The organism is Dyadobacter sandarakinus (assembly GCF_016894445.1).
Classification (GTDB): domain Bacteria; phylum Bacteroidota; class Bacteroidia; order Cytophagales; family Spirosomataceae; genus Dyadobacter; species Dyadobacter sandarakinus.
The window spans coordinates 2824272-2846825 of the sequence record NZ_CP056775.1; the positions used below are offsets into that span (position 1 = coordinate 2824272).

The following is a 22554-nucleotide window of genomic DNA, read 5'->3' on the forward strand; positions in this document are numbered from 1 at the left end:
ACCATTAGACAAAAGGCAGAGCCGGATACTGCCTGGCTGGAAAATACTTTCAGCAATTCCTGAATTTGCCAGTTTGCAGCAGAGACTGGATCATTCGGCTTACGCCGCCAAGTAGCCTCATCGTCATTCGTTTACGATTCAGACAACAGGAAAGATGATGAGGCTCAAAGAGGTACTGAGCTGTATGAAAATCAGGTTTATAGCGAAAGGGCTACCAATTAAGTAGCCCCTCGATGTTACTGCCCTACCGCAATCTTTCGGGTTGTTTCCGTGCCGTCGGCAAGGGTTAATTTGATAAAGTATAAGCCAGGCGTAAGTGACCTGGCATTAATATCCTGAGATGGCTTATTTCCCGAGCTGTAAAGTGTTTTTCCCTGGTTGTTAACCACTTGTACACCCTTTACTTTTGACCAGTCGGCAGTTTGCAAATGAATAGTTTTTGTGACAGGATTGGGGTATACTGATACAGAAATGCTTTGATCAAACTTTAAGTGCTCCACTTTTGAATAGGTAAAAGTGCCGTCTGTGTCGACCATTTTCAGGCGGTAGTAGTTGTCTCCTGCAACAGGGTTAGTGTGTGAATAGTGGTAAGTAGTCGATTTCGTACTTTCCCCTGCTGCATTGATTAAGGCTAATAAAGCCCAGGCCTTGCCGTCTGTGCTGTGCTGTACTTTGAAGTGGTCACTGTTGGTTTCTGAATCGGTTTGCCAGGCAAGATTCGCAATATCCAATTCTTTTCGCACCATAAAGTTTGCTAACCTGATAGGTAGTGGCGCTTCAGGAGCCAATTTGACGATCCAGTAGTCTTCACTACCACGAGATGGTTCTGTTTTATCTGCGCCAATTGGCGAATTTGAGTACCCGCCCAGCATAAAGCCGCCATCCCGGGTCGGAACTATGTCTTTTGCTATATCTACTGAGTAGTTTACTCTAATACCGCCGATTACTTTATCCCAAAGGACGGTTCCATCATTCGAAAGTTTAACTAGCCAATAATTTAATAAACCTGAATTCACTGCTTTTTTATCAAGATCGACACCGGACCGGGTGCCGCCGAAAAGGAGATACCCGCCATCATTTGTCATTTGCATGCCTGCCAAATTTTCCCGATCGTTAGCTTGAATTGTATTTTCCCATTCAATTACCCCATTGCTATTCACTTTTACCACCCAGAAATCTTCATTAAAGCTGTCTTCTGATTTGTCCAAACCTTTACCATCCCGGGAATGACCGCCCACAAGAAAGCCTCCATCTTGTGTAGCTAAAACAGACCGCAGTTCGCTGTTGGTAAAGGTATCATTACTTGCCCCCCCTCTTATCCTCTTAGTCCAAAGCGTAGTGCCATCGTCAGATACCCTAATTAAATAATAAGAGCCAAATATGCCTTCATTGCCACTGGTATCGGCGCCAAGAAGGTAACCTCCACCCGGAGCGAGCGTAATGGATGTCAAGAGCATGGTGTTAAAATTAACCTTGTAGTCTCTGCTCCATTCCAACTCGCCGGTTGCACTTAACTTCACAAACCAGCCATGGTTAGATACAGATTCATTGAAAAAAATCTCGGAGGAAGTTCCCGCGATTGCCAGCCCCCCATCGGGAGCAACCTCCATATCTTCCATGAAGTCATTATTTCCCGTACCAATCGTTTTTTGCCAATTAATCTTTCCGTCCGCGGCCAGGTTTAAAATCCAGAGATCACTATATCCGCTGTTACTGGGATCGGTTTTGTCTCCGCTGATCCCGGAGTTCGAATACCCGGCAACAAAATAACTCCCGTCGTTTGCCTGACGGATCGTGCTAAAAGTTTCATCCCCGGTTCCGCCCAGTGTCCTGTCCCATTGCTTAGTCCCGTCGGCGGCTAGTTTGACGATCCAATAGTCCCCATTTCCTCGTGCCGAATCGGATTTTTCACCCGAAACACCACTATAAGAAGTTCCTCCAACAATATATCCCCCATCAAGGGTCTGCTGGACCGAGTTCAAGCGATCTACACTATTGCCGCCAATAGTTTTGTCCCACTGAATAGCCGGCTGGGCAAGCAGGCTGGTGATAGCTAGGAAGAAAAGGGTAACGTTGAGTAAAATGCATTTCATATCTCTTAGATTAAGATGTTTCATTTGATTCCTGTTAGACAAAGGCTTGGGGCAAATACTGCTATAAAGGGGAATTTTTTAGAAAAATCATTGATTTGACTTAGGTCTGTACAAGAAGAAGCCACCCATCTTACCTGACAGGCGGCTTCTTTATGTTCAAAGTTGTTTTACTTACCTAAGCTGTCACTCGGCTACGAGCACCTTGACAACCTCCGTAAATGCATCTGATTTTACTTTCAACAAATAAATGCCTGTATGGAATGATTCTCCGGAAATGTTAAGTTCTGTGTTTTCACCCGGTTTGATGTTCTGAGGTGCCGGGACAGAGCGGCTTTTACCAGCTGCATTGATCATTTCGAACGAAATCGGCCCGGCATGTTCCGGTGAAAGCGATACCGTAAAATGGTCTTTGACCGGATTGGGGAAAACAATTGAAGGTTGCTTATCCTTAGACTCCACCAAAACTTCCTCCTCTCCCAAACGTGCACTACTATTTGTAGTCTGGATCACCAGCTGCGGAAAGTTGGAACCTGCTTCTTTGCTGTTGAAAATTAGCCGGGTATTCTGGTTACTGGGATCGTTTAAAAGCAGGCTGACCAATGTTTCACCCGATTGCTGCTGGGCTTTTACAAAGCTGGTCACATCAATTTCGTAATATTGGTAAACATCATTTACGGCTACAAATCCCAATGAGGCAGTCGATGCTGCCGGCGCATTTTGTTTGGTTATGCCTGTTTCGGTCCAGCTGTCGTCGTTAACGCCATAAGCATGCAGGAGAATACCTTTGTTGTTTTCATGGTTATGGCCGTAGACGCGCAGTTTGGCCGAAATGACAGGGGTTTGTGCAGGCAGTTGAAATTTAAGGTAGGAAGCCCGTCTTTTTGAGATGTCGCCGGATGAATATTTAACCTCGAAAGTTGAGCTTGTTCCAAAGTTGGTGTTGAGAAACTGTGCGGCCTGTATATAAGTATCGGCAACCGGTGCCAGGTTCAGCCCCGTTGAAATTACTTCGATGGCAGAAACCCTAGGCTGGTCAGCCGCTCCGGTCAGGAAATCAATGTTCAAAATGCCATCAGTCACCATGACCGGAAAAGTAACCTGGTTGGCGCGAAGTGCCCCGCCTGCCTGGGCGAAGATGTCATAGTTGGTCAGAATGCGGCTGCCTTCCATGTTGACGTGGAACCGGCGGCTGCTTGTCCCACCCTTTTCGCCCTTCGTGCCAGGTACTCCGAAGTACGTTTCAGCAAAGTGCAGGGTGACATTCACCTGTCCATTTTGTACCGGAATGTTGTAGCTGAATGAAGGCGCGCTGCGCGCCGAGCGGTAGAGCACGTCATTGGTCGTACCCAGGATATCGCCTGATGCAATGGAGCTGGTGCGGTCTGTGCCTGCGTAGTACTTGTCTGCAATGAAGAGTTTTTTGGTCGCGGTAGTGAAGTCCGGCCCGCCGGCGTTGATGCGGAGGGTGGTTTGAGGGAGCGGCAGGTTTTCGGGGGCAAGTTTGACAATCCAGTAATCGGCGCCGCCGCGCGAGGGTTCGGTCTTGTCACCGGAAACAGGGGAGGCTGAATTGGCCACAAACACAAATCCTCCGTCCCGGGTAGCTGTCGATGCATTGGGCGTGTCATAGAAACTGCCGCCCAGTGTTTTGTCCCACATGATCTGGCCAGCATTCGAAAGCTTGACAAGCCACGTACTTAGTACGCCCCGGTTTGGTTCCGTTTTATCCAACCCGCCTGTGTTGCTTGATTCCGAATCCCCGACCACGACAAATCCGTCGGCTAATTCCAGTACATCGATGAGGTTTTCAGGACGGTCTGCCTGGATCGTTTTTTCCCACTCGATCTTCTGCCCCGAACGATCCAGTTTAACTACCCAATAGTCGGTACTTAGGCTCCTTTCCGATTTTTCAGAAAAAGCAAGGGCCTTAGAGGTTCCCCCTACAATGTAGCCACCGTCCCTTGTTTGCGAAACGGACCTGACAACGCTTGCCTGGCCGTCTTCCAAAACGCCGAGAACTCTTTTCCACTGGACAATGCCCTGCGCATCCGTTTTTACAATGTGATACACATCCGGATGATCCTCGAAGTAAGTTGTTTCCAGCCCAAGGACAAAACCACCATCAGAAGTAAGGCTCACGCATTGAACGCTCACCGCATCGCGGGGCTGCAAACCGTCGTACCTTTTAACCCATTGCACTTTTGCATCCGCAGATAGTCGCATCAGAAAAGCCTGATTCAAATTGTCATATCCCCCGATATCCTGTGCTCCTACCGCCAGGATAAATCCGCCGTCAGGCAGCATTTTCATATCCCTGACGCCTGCATTGTAGTAGTTTTCTACGCCAAGTTGTTTCTGCCACAAGATGTTGCCGGTGGCATTGAGTTTAACAACCCAAAGTTCACCGGTCTCTGACGTTTCAGCTTTATCACCGCCGCCTCCCGGATAGGAAGCTCCTGCCAGAAAGTATCCGCCATCGGGAGTCTGAGCAACTTTCCCGAGATCGTCACCATAAATGCCGCCCAGCGTTTTATCCCACTCTTTCTCACCGGCTGCATTTAATTTAACAATCCAGGCATCCACGCGTCCTCTCAGTGAATCAGACTTATCAAATCCTGCGGGGCTTGCCGAGCGTCCGCTCAGGAGGTATCCCCCGTCGGCGGTTTGAATTACACTCCTTACATACTCTTCGTCAGACCCGCCCAATGTCCGCTGCCACTGAATAGCGGGCTGGGCAAAAAGGCTTGCAGACAGCGACAGACAAAGCATTAAAAATTGTAAGCGAAGAAAAAATTGTCGCATAGGTAAGAAATTTATTAAGTTTTGAAGTTCAAAATCAATCGTTTCCTTTACATTTCACTCCTGGAAATGCTATTCCGTCACAAGCACTTTCACTACCTCTGTCAATGCATCAGACTTTACTTTCAACAAATAAATACCCGCGCTGAGAGCTTTTCCGCCCAGATTAACTTCTGCTTTTTCACCAGGTTTCACATTGTGGTTTACCGAGATAAAATAACTTTTACCAGCTGCATTTACCATTTCAAATGTAATGGGCCCGGCATGTTCAGGCGAAAGGGAAATCGTAAACTGATCTTTGACAGGATTAGGGTAAACAGTTGAAAATTGTTTTTCCTGAGCTTCGGTCACAACTTCTTCCTGTCCTACGCGTGCAGTACCATTTTGAGTCTGGACAATGGGTGTAGTCTGATAGATGAGCTGGGGCGGGTTGCTGCCCGCTTCCTTGCTGTTGATGATCACCCGGGTACCCGTTTTGTTTGGATCGTCTAACACAAAACTTACCAGTACGTCACCGGATTGCCGCTGTGCATTGACATAACTGGTCACATCTATCTCACGGTATTGAGGAGCATTATCGACGGTCATTGATCCAAGTGACGAAGTTGACGCGGCAGGTGCATTGTTTCCGGTAATGGCCTGCTCCGTCCAGCTATCGTCATTGACGCCATAAGCATGAATGTCAACGACACTTTTACTGACCCCGTTATACGTATAAAGGCGTAGTTTGGCTGAGGTAATTTCAGCCTTTTTGGCAGGGAGCTGGAATTTCAAATAGGCTAAGTCGTTGCCGTTATTGTTGGATCCTGCATTGAGCAAATGAACAACACTTAAATAGTACCTTTGGCTGAAATTCTCACTTTTACGCGCACCCGTATTCACCATAGCATCAGCCACGGGTACCAAAGGAGCAGGAGTAACTTCGATGGCCGACACTCTTGGAAGGTCAGCCGCTCCCGTGAGAAAATCGATGTTTAGCATGCCGTCGGTGACCGTTACCGGAATTGTTAGCTGAACTGCACGCAGTGCTCCGCCCGCCTGGGCAAAAATGTCATAATTGGTCAGCTTGCGGCTTCCTTCTATGTCAACATTAAACTGCCTGCTGCCTGCACCGCCTTTTTTGCCCGGCGCGCCAAAATAGGTCTCTGCGAAGTGAAGGGTCACATTCACCACCTCATTGATCACCGGAATGTTATAGCTGAAGGAAGGCGAGCAGCGTCCGGAGCGGTAAAGCACATCATTGGTCGTATAGAGAATATCTCCCGATGCTATGGAACTCGTCCGGTCGATACCGGCATAATACTGATCAGCGACAAACAGCTTCTGGGTCGCAGTCGTAAAAGCCGGTCCGCCGGCATTGATGCGCACCAGCGTTTGAGGATTACAGATCGCATACAACCTGACTTCGTCATTGGTAGCACAACCCGGCGCATTTCCTGATACTCTGATATTGCCCGATTTAACCTTATCACAAACGATCCTGACAGCACAATCGGACAAGAGCGGGTTGTTGGTAATAACAGTAGAATTGGCATTTTTCAATTGAGCCAGCTCCGAAATGCCGGTTAATGTGCTATTGCCTGAAATTTCAAGATTTGAATTCACTGATTCAAGCCGCGCTAATCCTTTCAGGTTTTTGATGTTCTTGTTATTACCGACCCACAAATAATCAACTTCTTTAAGTCTCCTGAGGCCGTTCAAATCCCTGATCATGTCGTTTTGCGTTATGGAAACGGCTTTAAATACCTTGCTGACATTGTGAAGTCCCTCCAGGCTGGTCAATGCCGGATTTGCTCCGACGGACAAACTCTTCATGATTCGGGTGACGCCACTCAGTGCAGTGATATTTGTAAGCTTCTCATTGGAAACAACGCTGATATCCTGTAGCGGCCGCACAAGTTTTTCCAAGCCGGCAAGGGTAAGCAGGTTATCATTGTCTTCGATATTAAGTGAGCCGTCCAGTTGCTCCAGGGAAGACAAACCTGCAATGCTGACCAGATCTGGATTATGCTCAATCCTCAGATTTCCGGTGATCCGTGTCACATTGCGCAGTCCGTCCAGGTTTGTAATATTTGTTGAAATGATACCCACACCGCCAAGGACAGTACAACCCGGATAGTTAGTGCTAAAATTGTCAACTTCCGCCTGCGTTTTAAACACAGGAACACTACATGTCTGCGACCAGCCCGGGATTGTTGAAAGGACCAGCAGTAATACAATTTGTAAAATCTTGTTCATAAAATGATCTAAGTAAATGTGAACGACTAAGGATATAGACCAGGCGTCTTTTTACCTGTTAGACAAAAGATAGAGCCCAATACTGCCTGGTGAGAAAATACTTTCAGAGATCCCTGCATTTACCATTATGCGGCAGAGGCGAATTACTGCCCTACCACAATCTTTCGGGTTGTTTCCGAGCCGTCCGTAAGGGTTACTTTGATAAAATATAAGCCGGGTGCCAATGACCTGGCACTGATATCGTAAGAAGGTCTGCTTCCTGAGCTGTAAAGTGCTTTTCCCTGGTTGTTCAGGACTTGCAGGCCTTTTACTTTTGACCAGTCGGCTGCCTCTACATGAATGTACTCCGCTACCGGGTTGGGATAAACGTTGACGTCAAACTCAAATTGAAAGCTCACCTGCTCCGCTTTTGAGTAAGTGAAACTTCCATCTGTATCCACCATTTTCAGGCGATAGTAGTTGTTGCCATTTGCCGGATTGACATGGGTAAAATGGTAATTGTGCAGCACTTCACTTTCACCCAATGCATTCACGCTGGCAATGTGGTTCCAGGTTTTTGCATTTACACTATGCTCAATTTCAAAGTGGTCGCTTTGGGTTTCGGAGGAAGTTTGCCAGGAAAGACTTGTGCTGCTCAATTCCTTTCGGGCAGTGAAACTTGCGAGCCTGACAGGCAGCGGAGGTTCCGGCGCAAGTTTGACTATCCATAAATCAGACAAACCTTTCTTATTGTCCGTTTTTTCAAAGCCGGCATCTGAATTTGAATTGCCCGCCAGCAATAATCCACCGTCTGCTGTGCTGATAATAGCTCTTGCATTATCGTACCCGCCCCCGCCGAGGACCTTATCCCATACCTGCGTACCTGATGCATTTAGCTTTACTAGCCAATAGTCCCACGTTCCATTACGTGAATTTTCTGATTTATCTCCCAACCCCGGCTCACTCGAATAACCAAGTACCGCGTACCCGCCATCTGAAGTTTGGGCCAGATCTGCAAAATAATTGGGCCCCCTCGCATCGTCATAAAATAGCGTATTTAATAAATTAGTCCAGGCAACAGTCAAATCTGCATTAAGTTTTACAATCCAGTAATCAGAATGAGAGTCTTCGGCCTGGTCTCCACCTGCACGTTGATTAGATGTCCCGCCAAGTATAAAACCTCCATCCGGTGTTTGTTCAATGTCATGAATTTCGGCGCTACCAGTTCCCTGAACGACCTTTTCCCAAACCTTGGTGCCACTCGCAGCAACTTTCATCAGCCTGTAACCACTGTCTTCATATTCAATCCACGACTCATCGCCACCAGCAAAAATAAATCCTCCATCAGAAGTTAGCGTCATACACCGCATCCTATCTGGATCGGGGGTGCCAAGCGTCTTATCCCAAACGATATTGCCGGTAGGCGATAGCTTCACGATCCAATAATCACAGTTTCGCCAGTGATCTTCAACTTCTAACGCCGGCTCCGTCTTGTCTCCTCCGATACCTCCGTTCGTCCATCCCCCCAAAATATATCCGCCATCGGAAGTTTGTTGAACATCAACCAGATAGTCACTGTCAGTGCTTCCTATTGTTTTGTCCCAAGCCTTGTTGCCGTCTTGATCCAGCTTGACTACCCAATAATCAGACAATCCGCGGCTACTTTCTGACTTCTCGCCGCCTATCGACGAACCTGATGTCCCACCAATTATAAAGCCCCCATCGGTCGTCTGATGTATTGAAGGGTCATAATCTGCATCCGGACCGCCGATCGTCTTATCCCACTGTTTGGTACCATTGGCGGACACCTTAACAATCCAGAAATCCCTTTCCCCACGGCTGTTTTCAGTTTTATCACCGGCAATACCAGCGTTAGACACCTGAGCGAAAATATATCCTCCATCACTGGTTTGCACAACTATCGTATTCTTTGTGATAGCGAATGTGGTTGTATTAGACGGAGAGCCGATGGTCTTATCCCACTGAATGGCGGGCTGAGCTAGAAGGATTGTGATAGACAGGAAGAAAAGGGTAACGTTGAGTAAAATGTATTTCATATCTCCTGGTTTAAGATGTTTCATTTAAATCCTGTTAGACAAAGGCTCAGGATAGATACTGCTATAAAGGGGATTTTTTAGAAAAATCGTTGAATCGACTTAGGTCTGTACAAGAAGAAGCCACCTCATCCTACTCCACAGGCGGCTTCTTTGAAATATAAGTGTGTTTTACTTACCTAAGCTGTCACTCTGATATAAGCGTCTTAACTACCTCAGTGAACGTATCCGACTTTATTTTCAGGAGATAAATGCCGGTGTTAAATGATTGTCCGGCGATGTTAAATTCTGCACTTTCACCAGGCTTGGCATTTTGAGGTGCCGAGATCGTGCGGCTTTTACCAGCTGCGTTGATCATTTCGAACGAAATCGGCCCGGCATGTTCCGCAGACAGCGCTACTGTAAACTGACCTTTAATGGGATTGGGGAAAACAGTTGAAGGCTGCTTCTCCTGCGCTTCCGAAACGATCTCTTCCTGGCCAAGTCTCGCGTTACCATAGACAGTCTGGATAACGAGCTGCGGTGGATTTGATCCTGCTTCTTTGCTGTTGAAGATAAACCTGGCATTCCGGTCATTGGGATCACTGATACGGAAGCTTACCTCAGTGCTACCAAGCTGCCGGCTTTCACTCACAAAGCGTGTCACATTGAATTCATAGTATTGGTAACCATCATTGACAGTCGTGATACCATGGGCGCGAGGCGATAGTTCCGGAGCGTTGTTTAGGGTTATGCCGGTTTCGGTCCAGCTATTATCATTGACCTCGTATACAAAAACGTCAATCTTTCTTGCATCCTGATGGTTATGCCCGTAAAGGCGCAGCTTGGCAGAAACGATGGGTGTTTCCGGCGAAGGCATTGGAAACTTGATGTAGGAGTCGCGACTTATTTCAGGATCGTTGGAGAGGGTCTTGACATCCAGATTTGGGCTTGTTCCAAAATTGGCATCACTGTAAATACCGCCCCGCACAAATGCATCTGCAATCGGTGAAAATGTCAAATTTTGAGTCCGCACTTCAATGGCGCAAACCTTGGGCTGATCGGCTGCTCCGGTCAGAAAATCAATATTCAGAACATTGTCCGTAACTGTTGCCGGAAAAGAGATCTTGTTGGCGCGCATCGCTCCGCCCGCCTTTGCAAAGATGTCATAGTTGGTCAGCTGACGCTTGCCTTCTACATTGACGTGGAACCTTCGGCTGCCCACGCCACCCTTTTCGCCCTTCGTACCGGGAACCCCGAAATACGTTTCTGCAAAATGCAGCGTGACGGTTACCTCACCATTAACCACCGGAATATTATAGCTGAATGCAGGCGAGCTACGCGCTGTCCAGTAAAGTGCATCGCTGGTCGTGCCCACGATGATGGCTCCTGGATTGTAGGTGGTGCGGTTAATGCCGGCGTAGTACATGTCGCTGATATAATGCTGTTTGGTGCCCGTAGTGAAGTTATCGCCGCCGGCATTGATGCGAAGGGTGGTTTGTGAGAATGATGGGGTTTCGTCAGACTGGGCACACAGCGTTGCAGACAAGCCGAGGCAAATCATCAGAAATTGTAAGCGAAGTAAAAATTGTCTCATAGGTAGATAGTTGTTAAGTATTCGAAATCGGTTTCATAAACGATTAGACGAAAGGCAGAGCCGGATACTGCCTGGCTAGAAAATACTTTTGGCAATTCCTGAATTTACCCATTTGTAGCAGAGGCGGGATCATTCGGCCTAATGCTGCCAAGTAGCCTCATCGACATTCGTTTAGGACACAGCTAAAATGGAGACGAAATGAGGTTCAAAGAGGTACTGAGGCATATTACAATCCGGTTTATAGTAAAGGACAATAAAAAAGGGCTACCGATTAAGTAGCCCTCCTGTTGTTTAATGTTCAATAGCAATCTTTCGCGTCGTCTCGGTCCCGTCTGCATGGGTGAGCCTGACGAAGTAAAAGCCCGTTTTCAAAGCTTTGGCACTGATATGCTGCGGAGGATTACTGCCGGAGCTGTACAGCACCTGACCCTGGCTGTTAAACAGTTTTACGCCGGATACCTTCGACCATTCCGGGGCTTTCAGGTAAATCGTTTCCACGACCGGATTGGGATAGGCTACCACATCAAAGGCATCTTGTGTACTCACACTTTCAATTCCGGAGTACGCAAAGGAGCCATCACTGTCAACCAGCTTCAGGCGGTAGTACAGCTCGGTTGCCAGGGATGACATTGCCTTTATATCTGTAAAGTTGAAATCCATACTTCCATCATATGCAACCTGCCCCACTTTCTCGAATGCTTTCGCGTTCAAAGCCCGCTCAATCTCAAAATGACTGAACGCTTTCGCGTCGGCAATTCGCCATTTCAGCGCAACGGCACCTTCTGTCTGGCGCGCTGTAAAGGCAATCAATCTGACAGGCAGGGGTGAGGAATTGGCAGTACTTCCCAGGGTAAACGGACTCCATGTGCTTATGCTATTACTGACAACAAATCCTGTATTGGTTGTGCCCGACGTTCCATTTGCACCTTCATTTAACCAGTTGCCACCAGACAGGTGCGCTACTGCCAGGTCGGCCGTATTGGCAATACCGGTATTATTGTCTTCGTCCCAATAGATGGTGACAGTACCCGTAGCGTTTCCCACTGGTGAGAGTGACCAGTACTCAAGCATATTGCGCGCAACTAGTGGTGTTGAACTGCTTCCTTTAGTGGTAAACGGTCCATCACCTGCATTCCCCGCTACGTACCGGGCTACCAGGCCATCGCTGTTAGCAGTTAAATTTACACCGACTGGCTGGTAAATAGCACCATTCCCGCTCGGATAGGTAAATGGTCCGTTACCTTCCCTGCTGATGAAGCCATTGATGTGACTCAGGTTAGAAGGCGAAACGGACGGGTTGACGGACGCGCCTGATTCAAATATGAAAGCATTGATTGAGTCAGGAATCGTTAGCACACCTGCGGTGAATGTCATCTGACCGCTAATGCGCAAGGGTGTGTTCAGCGTGAAACCGGCGGGATTGTTAACGGTCACATTGGTAGCAAAGATGGGACTTCCCCCGATGATCGCCGGCGTATTACCCTCTAAAAGCAGCTCTCCGGCATCGGCCTGCGTCATGGGTACATCATTGATTACGTTCCCGTTGGTGGCAAGAATACCGCCATTTTCGAGGTTGCTACCCTCCCGATTGATAAAATCACCATTGACCTGTACGTAAGTATCTTTCGAGACGTATAGTATAGCACCGTTATTGTACAAAGCAGGCAGCTGAGCAGAAGCAATACCGCTTAATGCAGTGAAAATTGCTGTTGATAATGTCTTTTTCATCCTCTTGCAGAAATTAGTATAGGTTTTCAGGATTCGGCGTAGCAAAAACCCTGAAAATTCCCGGTGAACCAGCTGCCGGAGGATTATTTATATTTTTCGATTGGCTGACATTGACGACACCGCCTGCACCGCCATTGCCTCCGCTGCCGCCGCCAGCACCACCATTGGAAGATCCCGTTCCGGCCATTGCTAAGTTATTACCAGTTGCTCCACCACTTACCTGTACATTTCCCGCCGATACCGTCGATCCTAGTAAAAGGACAATTCCGCCGCCACCACCGCCACCGCCAGGCCGCGGACCATTTCCTAATGTTGCGTCAGAACCAGAACCGCCTGTAGCGCTGATTGTTCCTGCATTGTTGACGCCAGACTTTGATAATAGTACCACAATTCCACCACCACCGCCACCATTACCATTCGAACTTGTTGCAGTCCCTGCATTAGTAACGCCATTTCCACCATTGGCCGCGATTACTCCACTTGCATTGATGTTGATCTGGCCATTTGCATAAATTGCAAACGAGCCTCCTCCTTCACCTCCGTAATTCAAACTTCCTACACCTCCGTTAGCGCCGGTACCGCCACCAAAAACAGGAATATTAATCAAACTGGTTACCGAAGTTGTGAGAACACCATAGGAAATCGTTTCTCCGCTACCTGCTACTGTTCGGGCGATACCTCCAATCCATCCCGCGCTGACCACCCCTACAATCGTCTCGGCACCTTCAATATTAATCGTGCCATTGATATTAACATTTCCATTGCACCGCAGCTTTGTACCGCTCGGAATTTTGAATGTAGCGTTTGAAGCGACTGTAATTTCCGAAAACTGGAAGTTTAAACTCGTGGGGGGTGATGTCGTCCAATCCACATCTGAGGTAATATTCAATGCACCCGCAGAACCATCCCCGTAAATACTCGAAGATCCGGTGCCCGTGCCTCCTCCTCCACTTTTACTTAATGCCTCCCAGGTAGTACCATTGAAATAATAAAATCCGGCATCGCCATCATTTTGGTAGATCATTAATCCGGCAGCAGGAGAAGGTATGGCATCCCGCTGACCTTTACTCATCCGCGGAATCAAAACACCCTTATCCGTACTGCTGATATCGAGTGCAGCCGAAGGGTCCGGATTTTGGGTGTTGATACCTACATTCTTTTGAGCGTGAGCCATGTTTGCCGAGGCTACTGCCAACAAGAGGAACAAGAAAAGCTTTTTCATTGATAGGACTATTTTGGTTGTTACAAATTCTAATCACATGTAATATCAAAATAATGCCACATACAGCAAGCCTGAACATAAAATTATTTCTTTATTTCTTTAAATGTTATTTGAGTTGGTCCTTAATAAATGGAACGAACCGTCACAGTGCATTGGAAGTCCACTTTCTATATCCCGACATTTTACACGCTTAATAAGGGCTAAGCCAGATCAAGGCAGGGCATTACCGGACGTGTATATACGCCGTGATGTCGCATGACAGGCTAACGTTTTCCGAGCAACACTGCCTATCCAGATCCTGGGCCTTTTGAGATCCATACCATTTGCGAGAATAAAAGCTAAATTGCGGTCGTGGGTATCATCACGAATACTCTTTAAACAAAAAAGAAAGCCAAAGAACAAAGTCTCTGGCTATGAGCGTGTGTTTGCAATCTTTGGCCTAAGTTGTATTGAGGTAGTCGAAGTAAATCTATGTATGGTATTTATGCCTTAGGCGAGAATTTCGAACGTAAGCATACAGCTATTCTCAAACTATCATTCGAATTCATACCCCTTTTCCTTAGCCTGCCTTAATGCATCCTGTGTCCGGCACAGGTATAAGTTATTCAAAGGCTGCTCTTCGCTAGATAAATTGCAGCTCTCCGCGCCGGCATTTCTGCATTACAGGTTTATATGTTTTTAACGCTGAATACCCTCATGAAATACGAAAGCCATCCAAAGTAAACTTGGATGGCCTTGTCAAAAATGTGCAATGCTGTGCTACTGAGTGACGAGTACTTTGAGAACTTCTGTTGCGGTAGCTGAGCCTACTTTCAAAAGATAGATCCCTTTGCTTAGCGGCAACCCTGAAATGTCCACTTCTACCTTGCCCTCATTCACACGGGGCGCCGCAAGCTCGTAAGCCGTACCCAGTCCATTGATCAGCTGTAACCGCACTGCACCCTGGTGCTTGTCTGACAGGGTGAGTACCAACTGTTTTTTAACCGGATTGGGGTATATGATCGATTTTTTGTTTTCCTGTTTCAGGGTAGTTGCAGGATTTGTCCTTTCCATATTCATACGGTTGGGAGTCGTGTATGCACCGTTCGTCAGAATAACGAGCTGGGGCGCATTGCCGGAAGGATTTTCCTTACTGTGAAAATACAGCTTGCGATTTCGAAGTGTTGGATTTTTAAGCATCAGGCTTACAAAACCGTCATCTCCAACCTGCGCGCGGACATAGTTTGTCACATCAATTTCGTAGTACTTATTTTCAGCGTTGACATTCGTGTAACCCTCAGGAATTAAGCCTGCCATAGGTGCATTTTGCCAGTTAATGCCCGACTCGGTCCACTCGTCGTTATCAATCCCGTAGGCAGATACATTTACGTTCGTATTATTTTCAACGTTATAACCATACACACGCAGCTTTGCCGAAATGATCAGTTTGGGCTCGTACAATCCGGTGACAGAAAATTGCAGATAGGTATTGCGGTTTCCATTTCCGTTGGCTGACTTTACTTCAAGTAACTCGGAAGCCCCAAAGTTCTGAGCGGCCAGCTCACTGTCGCGCACATGCACATCGGCCAGCGGCGATAATACGATCGTGCTGATATATTCCGACGCGGGCACTACTTCAATGGCAGCCACAGAAGGCAGGTTGGCACCCGCATTCAGAAAATCAATGTTCAGTAAGCCGTCGGATACCACCACCTGGGTATATTCCTCCTGTACCGCACGCATTGGCCCGCCTGCATAGGCTGAAATATTGTATTCCGAAGCACGGTTGAGACCTTCGATATCAATGTTGAAAAGACGCTGGCGGGGTGAAGCCTTGGGCCCTCCCGGCGCACCAAAGTAGATCTCTGCAAAGTGCAGTACGACCACGTATTCCCCATTTTTAACCGGAATATTGTAGCTGAACGAAGTTGCGCTCCGCTCAGAGCGGTAGAGTGCATCATCCTCTGTTTTCAGAATATCGCCGGCAGGGATGGTATGAATGCGATCAATGCCGCTGAAATATCGGTCTGCACTGAACAATTTCCCGCCCACAGTAGTAAATGCGGCACCACCTGCATTGATGCGCACCGTCGTACCGGTATTGACCGGCTTCACGGTAAGTTCCACCATAAGTATGGCGTTCCGGTACCCTGGGGCTGATGCAGTGACTTTGGCAGTGTAACTTCCAGGCGACAGGCCAGCCGCATTAATCCCGAACGTAAGCTGACCCAGCGCAGCCGCAGGAAGTGTAAGCCAGTTACTATTGGCCGATTTGGTAAAGGTTACGGCAGTAGAATCCGCACTGGCCGCGAGCATGACTGTCTTAGACGCCTTACTGGTACCATTTTCGAGTCTGAAATTCAGAGTACCACTTGAAAAAATAAGGTATTTGTTGTTTGACTCCGGCGCCAGCTTCGTGATCCACATATCAAAGCCGCCCCTGGAACCTTCTGTTTTGTCCTTTCCGGCTGGTGAAGTGGAGTATCCGCCCAAGGCATAGCCGTCATCTTTGGTCTGGATCACGCTGGCGAGATAATCGTAAGAAGTACCTCCCACTGACTTGTCCCACTGCTTGGTGCCGTCAGGATAAAGTTTGATCACCCAATAGTCATCAAGTCCTTTCGAGTCCTCCGATTTGGCACTACCCGCATCCCCTGAGGAATACCCCCCTACCAGATACCCTCCATCTTTGGTTTGTATTACACTCGCCAGGATGTCAATACTGGTCGAGAAATCGGTAGCCAGACCGCTGAATGCCTTGTTCCAGACGACCTCTGCATTTGTATTCAATTTTGCAACAATGTAATCATTGTGTGGTCGCTGGGCACTCGCACCCAGGATATACCCGCCATCGCTGGTCATGTGGGCTTCCTGTAAGAGGTCATTTCCGTTTGTTGAAATTAATTTTTCCCAAAGACGTGTACCCGTCGGGCTGAATTTGGCCAGGTACCATTGCAGGTTTGTTTCCTGACCAATCACATTGCCGGAAACAAGGCATCCGCCATCTTCGGTTACATCCATGGAAAGCATGGCATCCTGGTAGGTTGTACCAAAAGTCCGGTCCCAGACCTTATTGCCGGTTTCAGAAATCTTCACAAGCCAATTATCACGCGGGAATGTAGTTTCCAGCGCAGGCTGCGACTTTTCACCGCCGACACCAGATTCAGAAAACCCGGCCAGGAGGTATCCATTATCGGGCGTCTGCCTGACCGATGTAAGATAGTCACTGCCTGTTCCGCCAATGGTTTTATCCCACTGTTTGATCCCGGTCGCTGATATTTTCACAATCCAGTAATCACCTCGTCCGCCTGCGGTAAGCCTGCGGTCGTTGCTGCTTTTATCACCGCCCGCATTGGAGTCGGACCTTCCCCCCAGAATGTAGCCGCCGTCCCTCGTCTGGTGAACAGCTATAAGCTCATCGAAGCCACTGCCCCCAAAGGTTTTGTCCCACTCTTTCGTACCATTTGCCGACACCTTTACTACCCAGAAGTCAGCACTGCCCTTACTGGCCTGTGTCTTGTCACCACTGATATCCGACTCGGTCGTTCCACCCAGGATGTAGCCGCCGTCGGTGGTCTGCTCCATTTGACGAAGCACGTCCCTGTTATTACCGCCAAAGGTTTTGTTCCACATTAAGGCAGGCTGCGCACTCAGGTTAGCCGCAATAAAAAGGAAGATCATCAGCCAGGGTCCCGCAAACTTCGAATTCAGGCGGGTTTTAAAATCAGATCCCCCATTTGAAGATCCAGTTGTTAAAACAAGCCGGCGGAAAATTCTTTTTGCCCGGCAAAAGAAAGTAGGTAGCATTGATTCCATAAAAAGTTGAGCGTTGATTGAAGTGGATAATAAGTCAGCGGTAATCGGTAAAGTGCAGAAGTGCTGCGTGTGCGCTATAAAAGCAATAGAAACGAAGCCGTGTATACGTTTGCTGATAGCCGTGAAATGCCTGCCGAAAAGTAAATGCCTCACTTACTTCAAAAGGCTGACCGGCAGCGCATTATACATATATGAACAGGATTACATTCACGAAGCTGGGGAGGATATGTAGCTGTTGCAAACGTCCGGATCGCAGCTCCCCTCTCACACGTCCTCTATACATCAAAAACGGGTTAATGGTCAACAGATTCCACCAGCATGTTGTGGAATTATATTTTCTGATTTCACGAAAGATTAAAATAAAATACTGTTATTTTGAAACCCTGCATCATGCCTGAATTTGTGCCTGAAAAGAATTCTGATATCGACAACTCGATTTTAATGCTTTCATCAAGGGCAGATGAAGCCGCTTTTACAACCCTTTTTGATCGTTACAAGCATAAGCTTTATGGCTATCTGCTCAGCCTCACCGGCTCAGAAATGCTTGCGGAGGATATTGTGCAGGATGTTTTTATCAAAATTTGGACAGACCGGGAGAGCTTGGCCGATGTCAGAAACTTTGATAGTTACCTGTTCCGGATGTCGAAGAACCATGCGATCAACCACTTTCGCAGGATGTCGCAGGAGGCACTGATTATTTCCGAAGTTTTCAAGGCAGACCCTTCACAAAATCTGACCGACGACTCCATTGCATTGCAGGAAACCGAGCGCCTGCTGGCAGCGGCTATCGAGAAATTGCCCGCACAGCAAAGAGCGGTTTACGAGCTGAGCCGCCATCAGGGGCACAGCCATGAAGAAATCGCGGATCTGTTGAAAATTTCTGTTCATACGGTGCGCAACCACATGGTGCAGGCGATGGCTACGATCCGCACCCAGCTGAGAAGCCAGGCTGACGTGTACCTGCTGGCCGCCCTGGCCATTTCCCTCACCAAGTGTCCCTGTTTTTCAGCCTGAGGTATACTTTTTTCTAGGTTGGAAGTAATTTTTGATCTGCATAAATGCCCTTTGCAGCCTCCGGGCCCAGGTTTTGAAATTAATTCATCTTTTTTCGTATCTCCACTAGTTCCTGCGCGCTTCCCATTTGTCTTTTATTTGGTAGTTGATCATTCAGGCTTTATAATCCTTTGCCATTTACCAGCAAAAGCATCAGACACACAAGTTATTTTTCGAGAACGAAAGGATTATCTATGCATACGGACCGAATACAATACCTAACCAGCAAATTATTTGCGGGTACATGCAGCCCGGAGGAAAAGCTGGAACTGGCCGAATGGGTCCGGCAGCATCCCGATCATGAGCTGGGCGGGGTGCTGGAAAACGAGTGGAGCGAATTTAAGTCGGACATCAGAATGCCGGAGCATATGTCCGGACGTATCCTGGGCAACATCTTTGATCAGGACAACAAGGATACGATCGTGGAAGAACCGGCAGAAGACCGTTCGGTGCGGCACTTGTGGCTCAGGATGGCAGCCGCCGCCGTGCTGATCCTGTCACTGGGGATTTACTGGTGGTCGGGAAAAGACCAGCGCCCGATTGCCCGGTTGCAGGCTCCGGTATTAAAGGAAGCTGACCTTCCTCCCGGCGGCAATAAGGCAACACTAACGCTCGGCGACGGTTCAAGCATTGTCCTCGACGGGGCCGAAAACGGCAGTCTGGCCAGCCAGGGAGGCACCAATGTCATCAAATCCAGAAAAGGAGAGCTGGTTTACAGCGCTTCCGGGGAAGGCAGGATGGCCGCGGTCTTCAATACCGTCGCTACTCCAAAAGGCGGTCAATATCATATTGTACTACCTGACGGATCCAAAGCCTGGCTCAATGCGGTATCCTCCCTCCGGTTTCCCACTGCTTTCACAGGTAAAGAAAGAAAGGTGGAAATTACCGGGGAAGTTTATTTCGAGGTAGCGCATAATGCAAAAATGCCCTTTGTCGTCGCTACTTCCCAGGCGCAGGTGACTGTTTTGGGGACGCATTTTAACGTGATGGCCTACCCGGATGAAAATGTATTGAAGACTACGCTGCTGGAAGGCTCGGTAAGGGTAAGCAATCATGCAGGCAAGTCGGCCATGCTGATCCCCGGGCAACAGGCCCGGATCAAAACCGTGTCCGGCCAGATCGGGATTGCGGATGACATTGATATTGAAAAGGAAATGGCCTGGAAAAACGGGTACTTCCAGTTTCAGGATGACAACCTTGAACAGGTCATGCGGCAGATATCCCGCTGGTACGATGTGGAGGTTGTTTATGAAGGTACACCGGGAAAGGAAACGTTTACAGGCCGGCTACCCAGAAATGCAAACGTGTCAAAAGTCTTTAAAATATTATCGCTCAGCGGTGTGAAATGCCGCATTGAAGGAAAGTCCATTATCGTAAACCCATAAAACCATTCGAGCGCCTATGAGAAGATAAAGACCAGCCATCCAAGTGCAGGTGCTGTCTTCATAAAAAAGCGGGAACGTTGGCGCGCTCCCGCTCAAATGAGCCGGCATTAACTACAATTTCTCCGAAAGTATTTAATCAACTCAAAACAAAAGTATGAATCACGACCATTTTATCCAAAAGGGGTCCTGGCTGTCGTATATAGGTGACAGTTACCGCAAGCCTCTTGCCACCAAAACTTTTTTGGTAATGAAACTGATCTTTATTTTCTCCCTCGTTTTTTGTCTGCAGGCAAGCGCTTTCAGCTCGGCACAGAAGATTACACTGGTTGCCCAGAATGCACCCCTGCCGAAGGTGCTGAAAGAAATCGAGCGTCAGAGTGGCTATTCGTTCTGGTACAAAACCCAGCTGCTGACCAATACGAACAAGGTTTCCGTGGCCATCAAAGACGCCAACCTGGAAGATGCGCTGGCCAAGGTGCTCAGGAATCAGCCGGTGGACTATTCCATTGTGGATGAAACGGTGGTATTGCAGGCAAAAAAGGAGCCTAAGATCCTGGCGCCTGCCAAAGAACTTCTGGAACTTATCAAAGGCCAGGTACTGGGAGCCGACGGAAAACCACTGGTAGGCGTGACCGTTATTGTGAAAGCGACCAAAATGGGGACAACCACCGACCTGGATGGCAATTTCTCTGTGAATGCTGCGGATACGGATGTGCTGGTGTTTTCCTACATCGGTTTTGATACAAAGGAAGTAGCTGTAGGCAAACAAAGCACCATCTCCGTGAGCCTCGCAGAAAGCAATACAACCCTGAACGAAGTGGCGGTCGTAGGTTACGGTCAGCAGTCGCGCAAAAACCTGACGAGTGCCGTGAGCACGGTCAAAAGAGAAGAGCTGAATAATGGTGCTATCACCGACGTCGGACAGTTGTTGCAGGGAAAAGTACCGGGACTCAATATCACCGCCAGCGGCGACCCGAACAGGCCGGCAGCAGTGGTGATGCGTGGTGCGTCGACCATCAACAGTGCGCAGGGACCATTTTACGTGATCGACGGTGTGCCCGGTGCTGATATTGCGACCATCGCGCCCGATGATATTGCTTCCATCGACGTGCTGAAAGATGCGGCAGCAACCGCTATTTATGGTAACCGCGCTGCCAATGGGGTGATCATGGTCACTACCAAAAAAGGAAAGGCAGGCACGATGCAGATTTCGTACAATGGTTATGTGGGGATCGAGAAAATTTCGAACAAACTCGACATGATGACAGGTGACCAGCTGAGGGCGTTTCTGGAAAAAAACGGTGTTGGATTTACGCCGGCGGACGACAAAGGTGCCAATACAGACTGGCAGTCATCGATCCAGAAGAAGACAGCGATTTCTACCAACCACAATCTTTCTTTCAATGGTGGTACCGAGCACACGACTTACGCGGCGAGCTTGAACTATGTTAAAAAAGACGGTATCCTGCTGAACAGTGACCTGACCCGCGTCATTGGCCGCCTCTCGATCGAGCAGCGTGCATTGAAGGATAAACTGAAATTCGGCTTCTCGGTGACCAACTCGCATAGCGATGCGAATGACATTCCTTACCGCAACACGGTGTTGCTGCAATCGGCTTCTTACCTCCCTGTTTCCCCGATCAGAAATGCAGACGGTTCTTATTTTGAAAACTTTCAGAATACGAACTACTACAATCCGGTAGCGATGATCAACAACAGTGAGATGAATACGAAGTCAAACAATCTCATCGGAAGTTTTAAAACGCAGGTGGAGCTGCCTTTCGGGCTGACTTACAATCTGGATATTTCCTACCTGAACACCAGCACTTTGCAGGGCACGTACTACAACAAATATTTTACGAACAATTATAACAACATGTACGACAACCCCGATCCGGGCTTGGGATTTCATGCGGTACAATCGTTCGGCAAAAACGGCCAGGCCAACAGAAGTTCGTACCAGAATACGAGCAAAATCCTGGAAACCTACCTGACCTGGAACAAGGAATTCGGAGATCATTCCATTAATGCGGTAGTGGGTTACTCATGGCAGAACAACCGCGTGGGTCAGGGTTTTCAGGTGACGACCAGCAATTTCCCGGTTGATAACGTTACCTACAACAACCTCGCACTGAGCAATCCTTACGGTACGGCCGGCTACCAGATCGGCTTTGGGCCCGATGGTGTTTACCAGGAAGTACAGCTGATCTCGGATTTTGCCAGATTTAATTATAACTACAAAAGCAAATATTTGCTGCAAGGCTCGGTGAGAAGGGACGGCAGCTCGGTATTTGGCGCCAATAACCAGTGGGGCTACTTTCCGTCCGTGGGTGCCGCGTGGCGGATCAGCCAGGAAGGTTTCATGGAAAACCAGCATATATTCAGCGACCTGAAACTGAGAGCAAGTTATGGGGTTACTGGTAATGCGAGTGGATTCAATGCCTACACGGCCCAATTCATCTCCGGTGCTTTGGGTACCTACTATTACAATGGGGCACTCACAGGCGCTTATGGTCCTACCAAATCCGAAAACCCAGATTTGAAATGGGAGAAAACGGCCACGACCAATATCGGTCTCGACTTTGCTGTGCTGGGTAACCGTATCAACGGCTCGCTGGAAGTATATGATTAA

General features: G+C 48.2%; 11 protein-coding genes. 3 read left to right on the top strand and 8 right to left on the bottom strand.

The window, feature by feature from the left end:
* Positions 1-236: 236 nt before the first annotated feature.
* The 8 genes from HWI92_RS11230 to HWI92_RS11265 form a co-directional block, all read right to left on the bottom strand.
* On the bottom strand, positions 237-2117 hold the full coding sequence (locus HWI92_RS11230; RefSeq protein ID WP_204663746.1) for a T9SS type A sorting domain-containing protein: 1881 nt from the start codon (positions 2115-2117) through the stop codon (positions 237-239).
* Between the two features lie 159 nt (positions 2118-2276).
* Positions 2277-4895, bottom strand: coding sequence for a CBM96 family carbohydrate-binding protein (locus tag HWI92_RS11235; protein ID WP_204663748.1), 2619 nt, complete (start codon positions 4893-4895; stop codon positions 2277-2279).
* Between the two features lie 69 nt (positions 4896-4964).
* A complete protein-coding gene (locus HWI92_RS11240; protein ID WP_204663750.1) occupies positions 4965-7130 on the bottom strand; it encodes a CBM96 family carbohydrate-binding protein in 2166 nt (721 codons plus the stop codon).
* Positions 7131-7273: 143 nt separating this feature from the next.
* Complete coding sequence (locus HWI92_RS11245) at positions 7274-9166, bottom strand: T9SS type A sorting domain-containing protein (protein ID WP_204663752.1); 1893 nt, start codon at positions 9164-9166, stop codon at positions 7274-7276.
* Between the two features lie 184 nt (positions 9167-9350).
* Complete coding sequence (locus HWI92_RS11250) at positions 9351-10739, bottom strand: CBM96 family carbohydrate-binding protein (protein ID WP_204663754.1); 1389 nt, start codon at positions 10737-10739, stop codon at positions 9351-9353.
* Positions 10740-11030: 291 nt separating this feature from the next.
* Positions 11031-12467: a T9SS type A sorting domain-containing protein gene (locus tag HWI92_RS11255; protein WP_204663756.1), complete on the bottom strand. Its 1437-nt coding sequence runs from the start codon at positions 12465-12467 to the stop codon at positions 11031-11033.
* Positions 12468-12480: 13 nt separating this feature from the next.
* Complete coding sequence (locus HWI92_RS11260; protein WP_204663758.1) at positions 12481-13689, bottom strand: phage tail-like protein; 1209 nt, start codon at positions 13687-13689, stop codon at positions 12481-12483.
* A 759-nt stretch (positions 13690-14448) separates the two neighbouring features.
* The gene (locus tag HWI92_RS11265; protein WP_204663760.1) at positions 14449-17484 is read right to left on the bottom strand and encodes a CBM96 family carbohydrate-binding protein; all 3036 of its coding nucleotides are present in this window, start codon (positions 17482-17484) and stop codon (positions 14449-14451) included.
* A gap of 390 nt (positions 17485-17874) precedes the next feature.
* On the opposite strand from HWI92_RS11265, the gene HWI92_RS11270 reads away from it, so the two are divergent.
* The 3 genes from HWI92_RS11270 to HWI92_RS11280 all read left to right on the top strand — a co-directional run bounded on the left by HWI92_RS11270 (position 17875) and on the right by HWI92_RS11280 (position 22554).
* The gene (locus tag HWI92_RS11270) at positions 17875-18498 is read left to right on the top strand and encodes an RNA polymerase sigma factor (protein WP_204663762.1); all 624 of its coding nucleotides are present in this window, start codon (positions 17875-17877) and stop codon (positions 18496-18498) included.
* A gap of 233 nt (positions 18499-18731) precedes the next feature.
* On the top strand, positions 18732-19922 hold the full coding sequence (locus HWI92_RS11275; protein WP_204663764.1) for a FecR domain-containing protein: 1191 nt from the start codon (positions 18732-18734) through the stop codon (positions 19920-19922).
* 247 nt (positions 19923-20169) lie between these two features.
* Positions 20170-22554: a SusC/RagA family TonB-linked outer membrane protein gene (locus HWI92_RS11280; protein WP_229249314.1), complete on the top strand. Its 2385-nt coding sequence runs from the start codon at positions 20170-20172 to the stop codon at positions 22552-22554.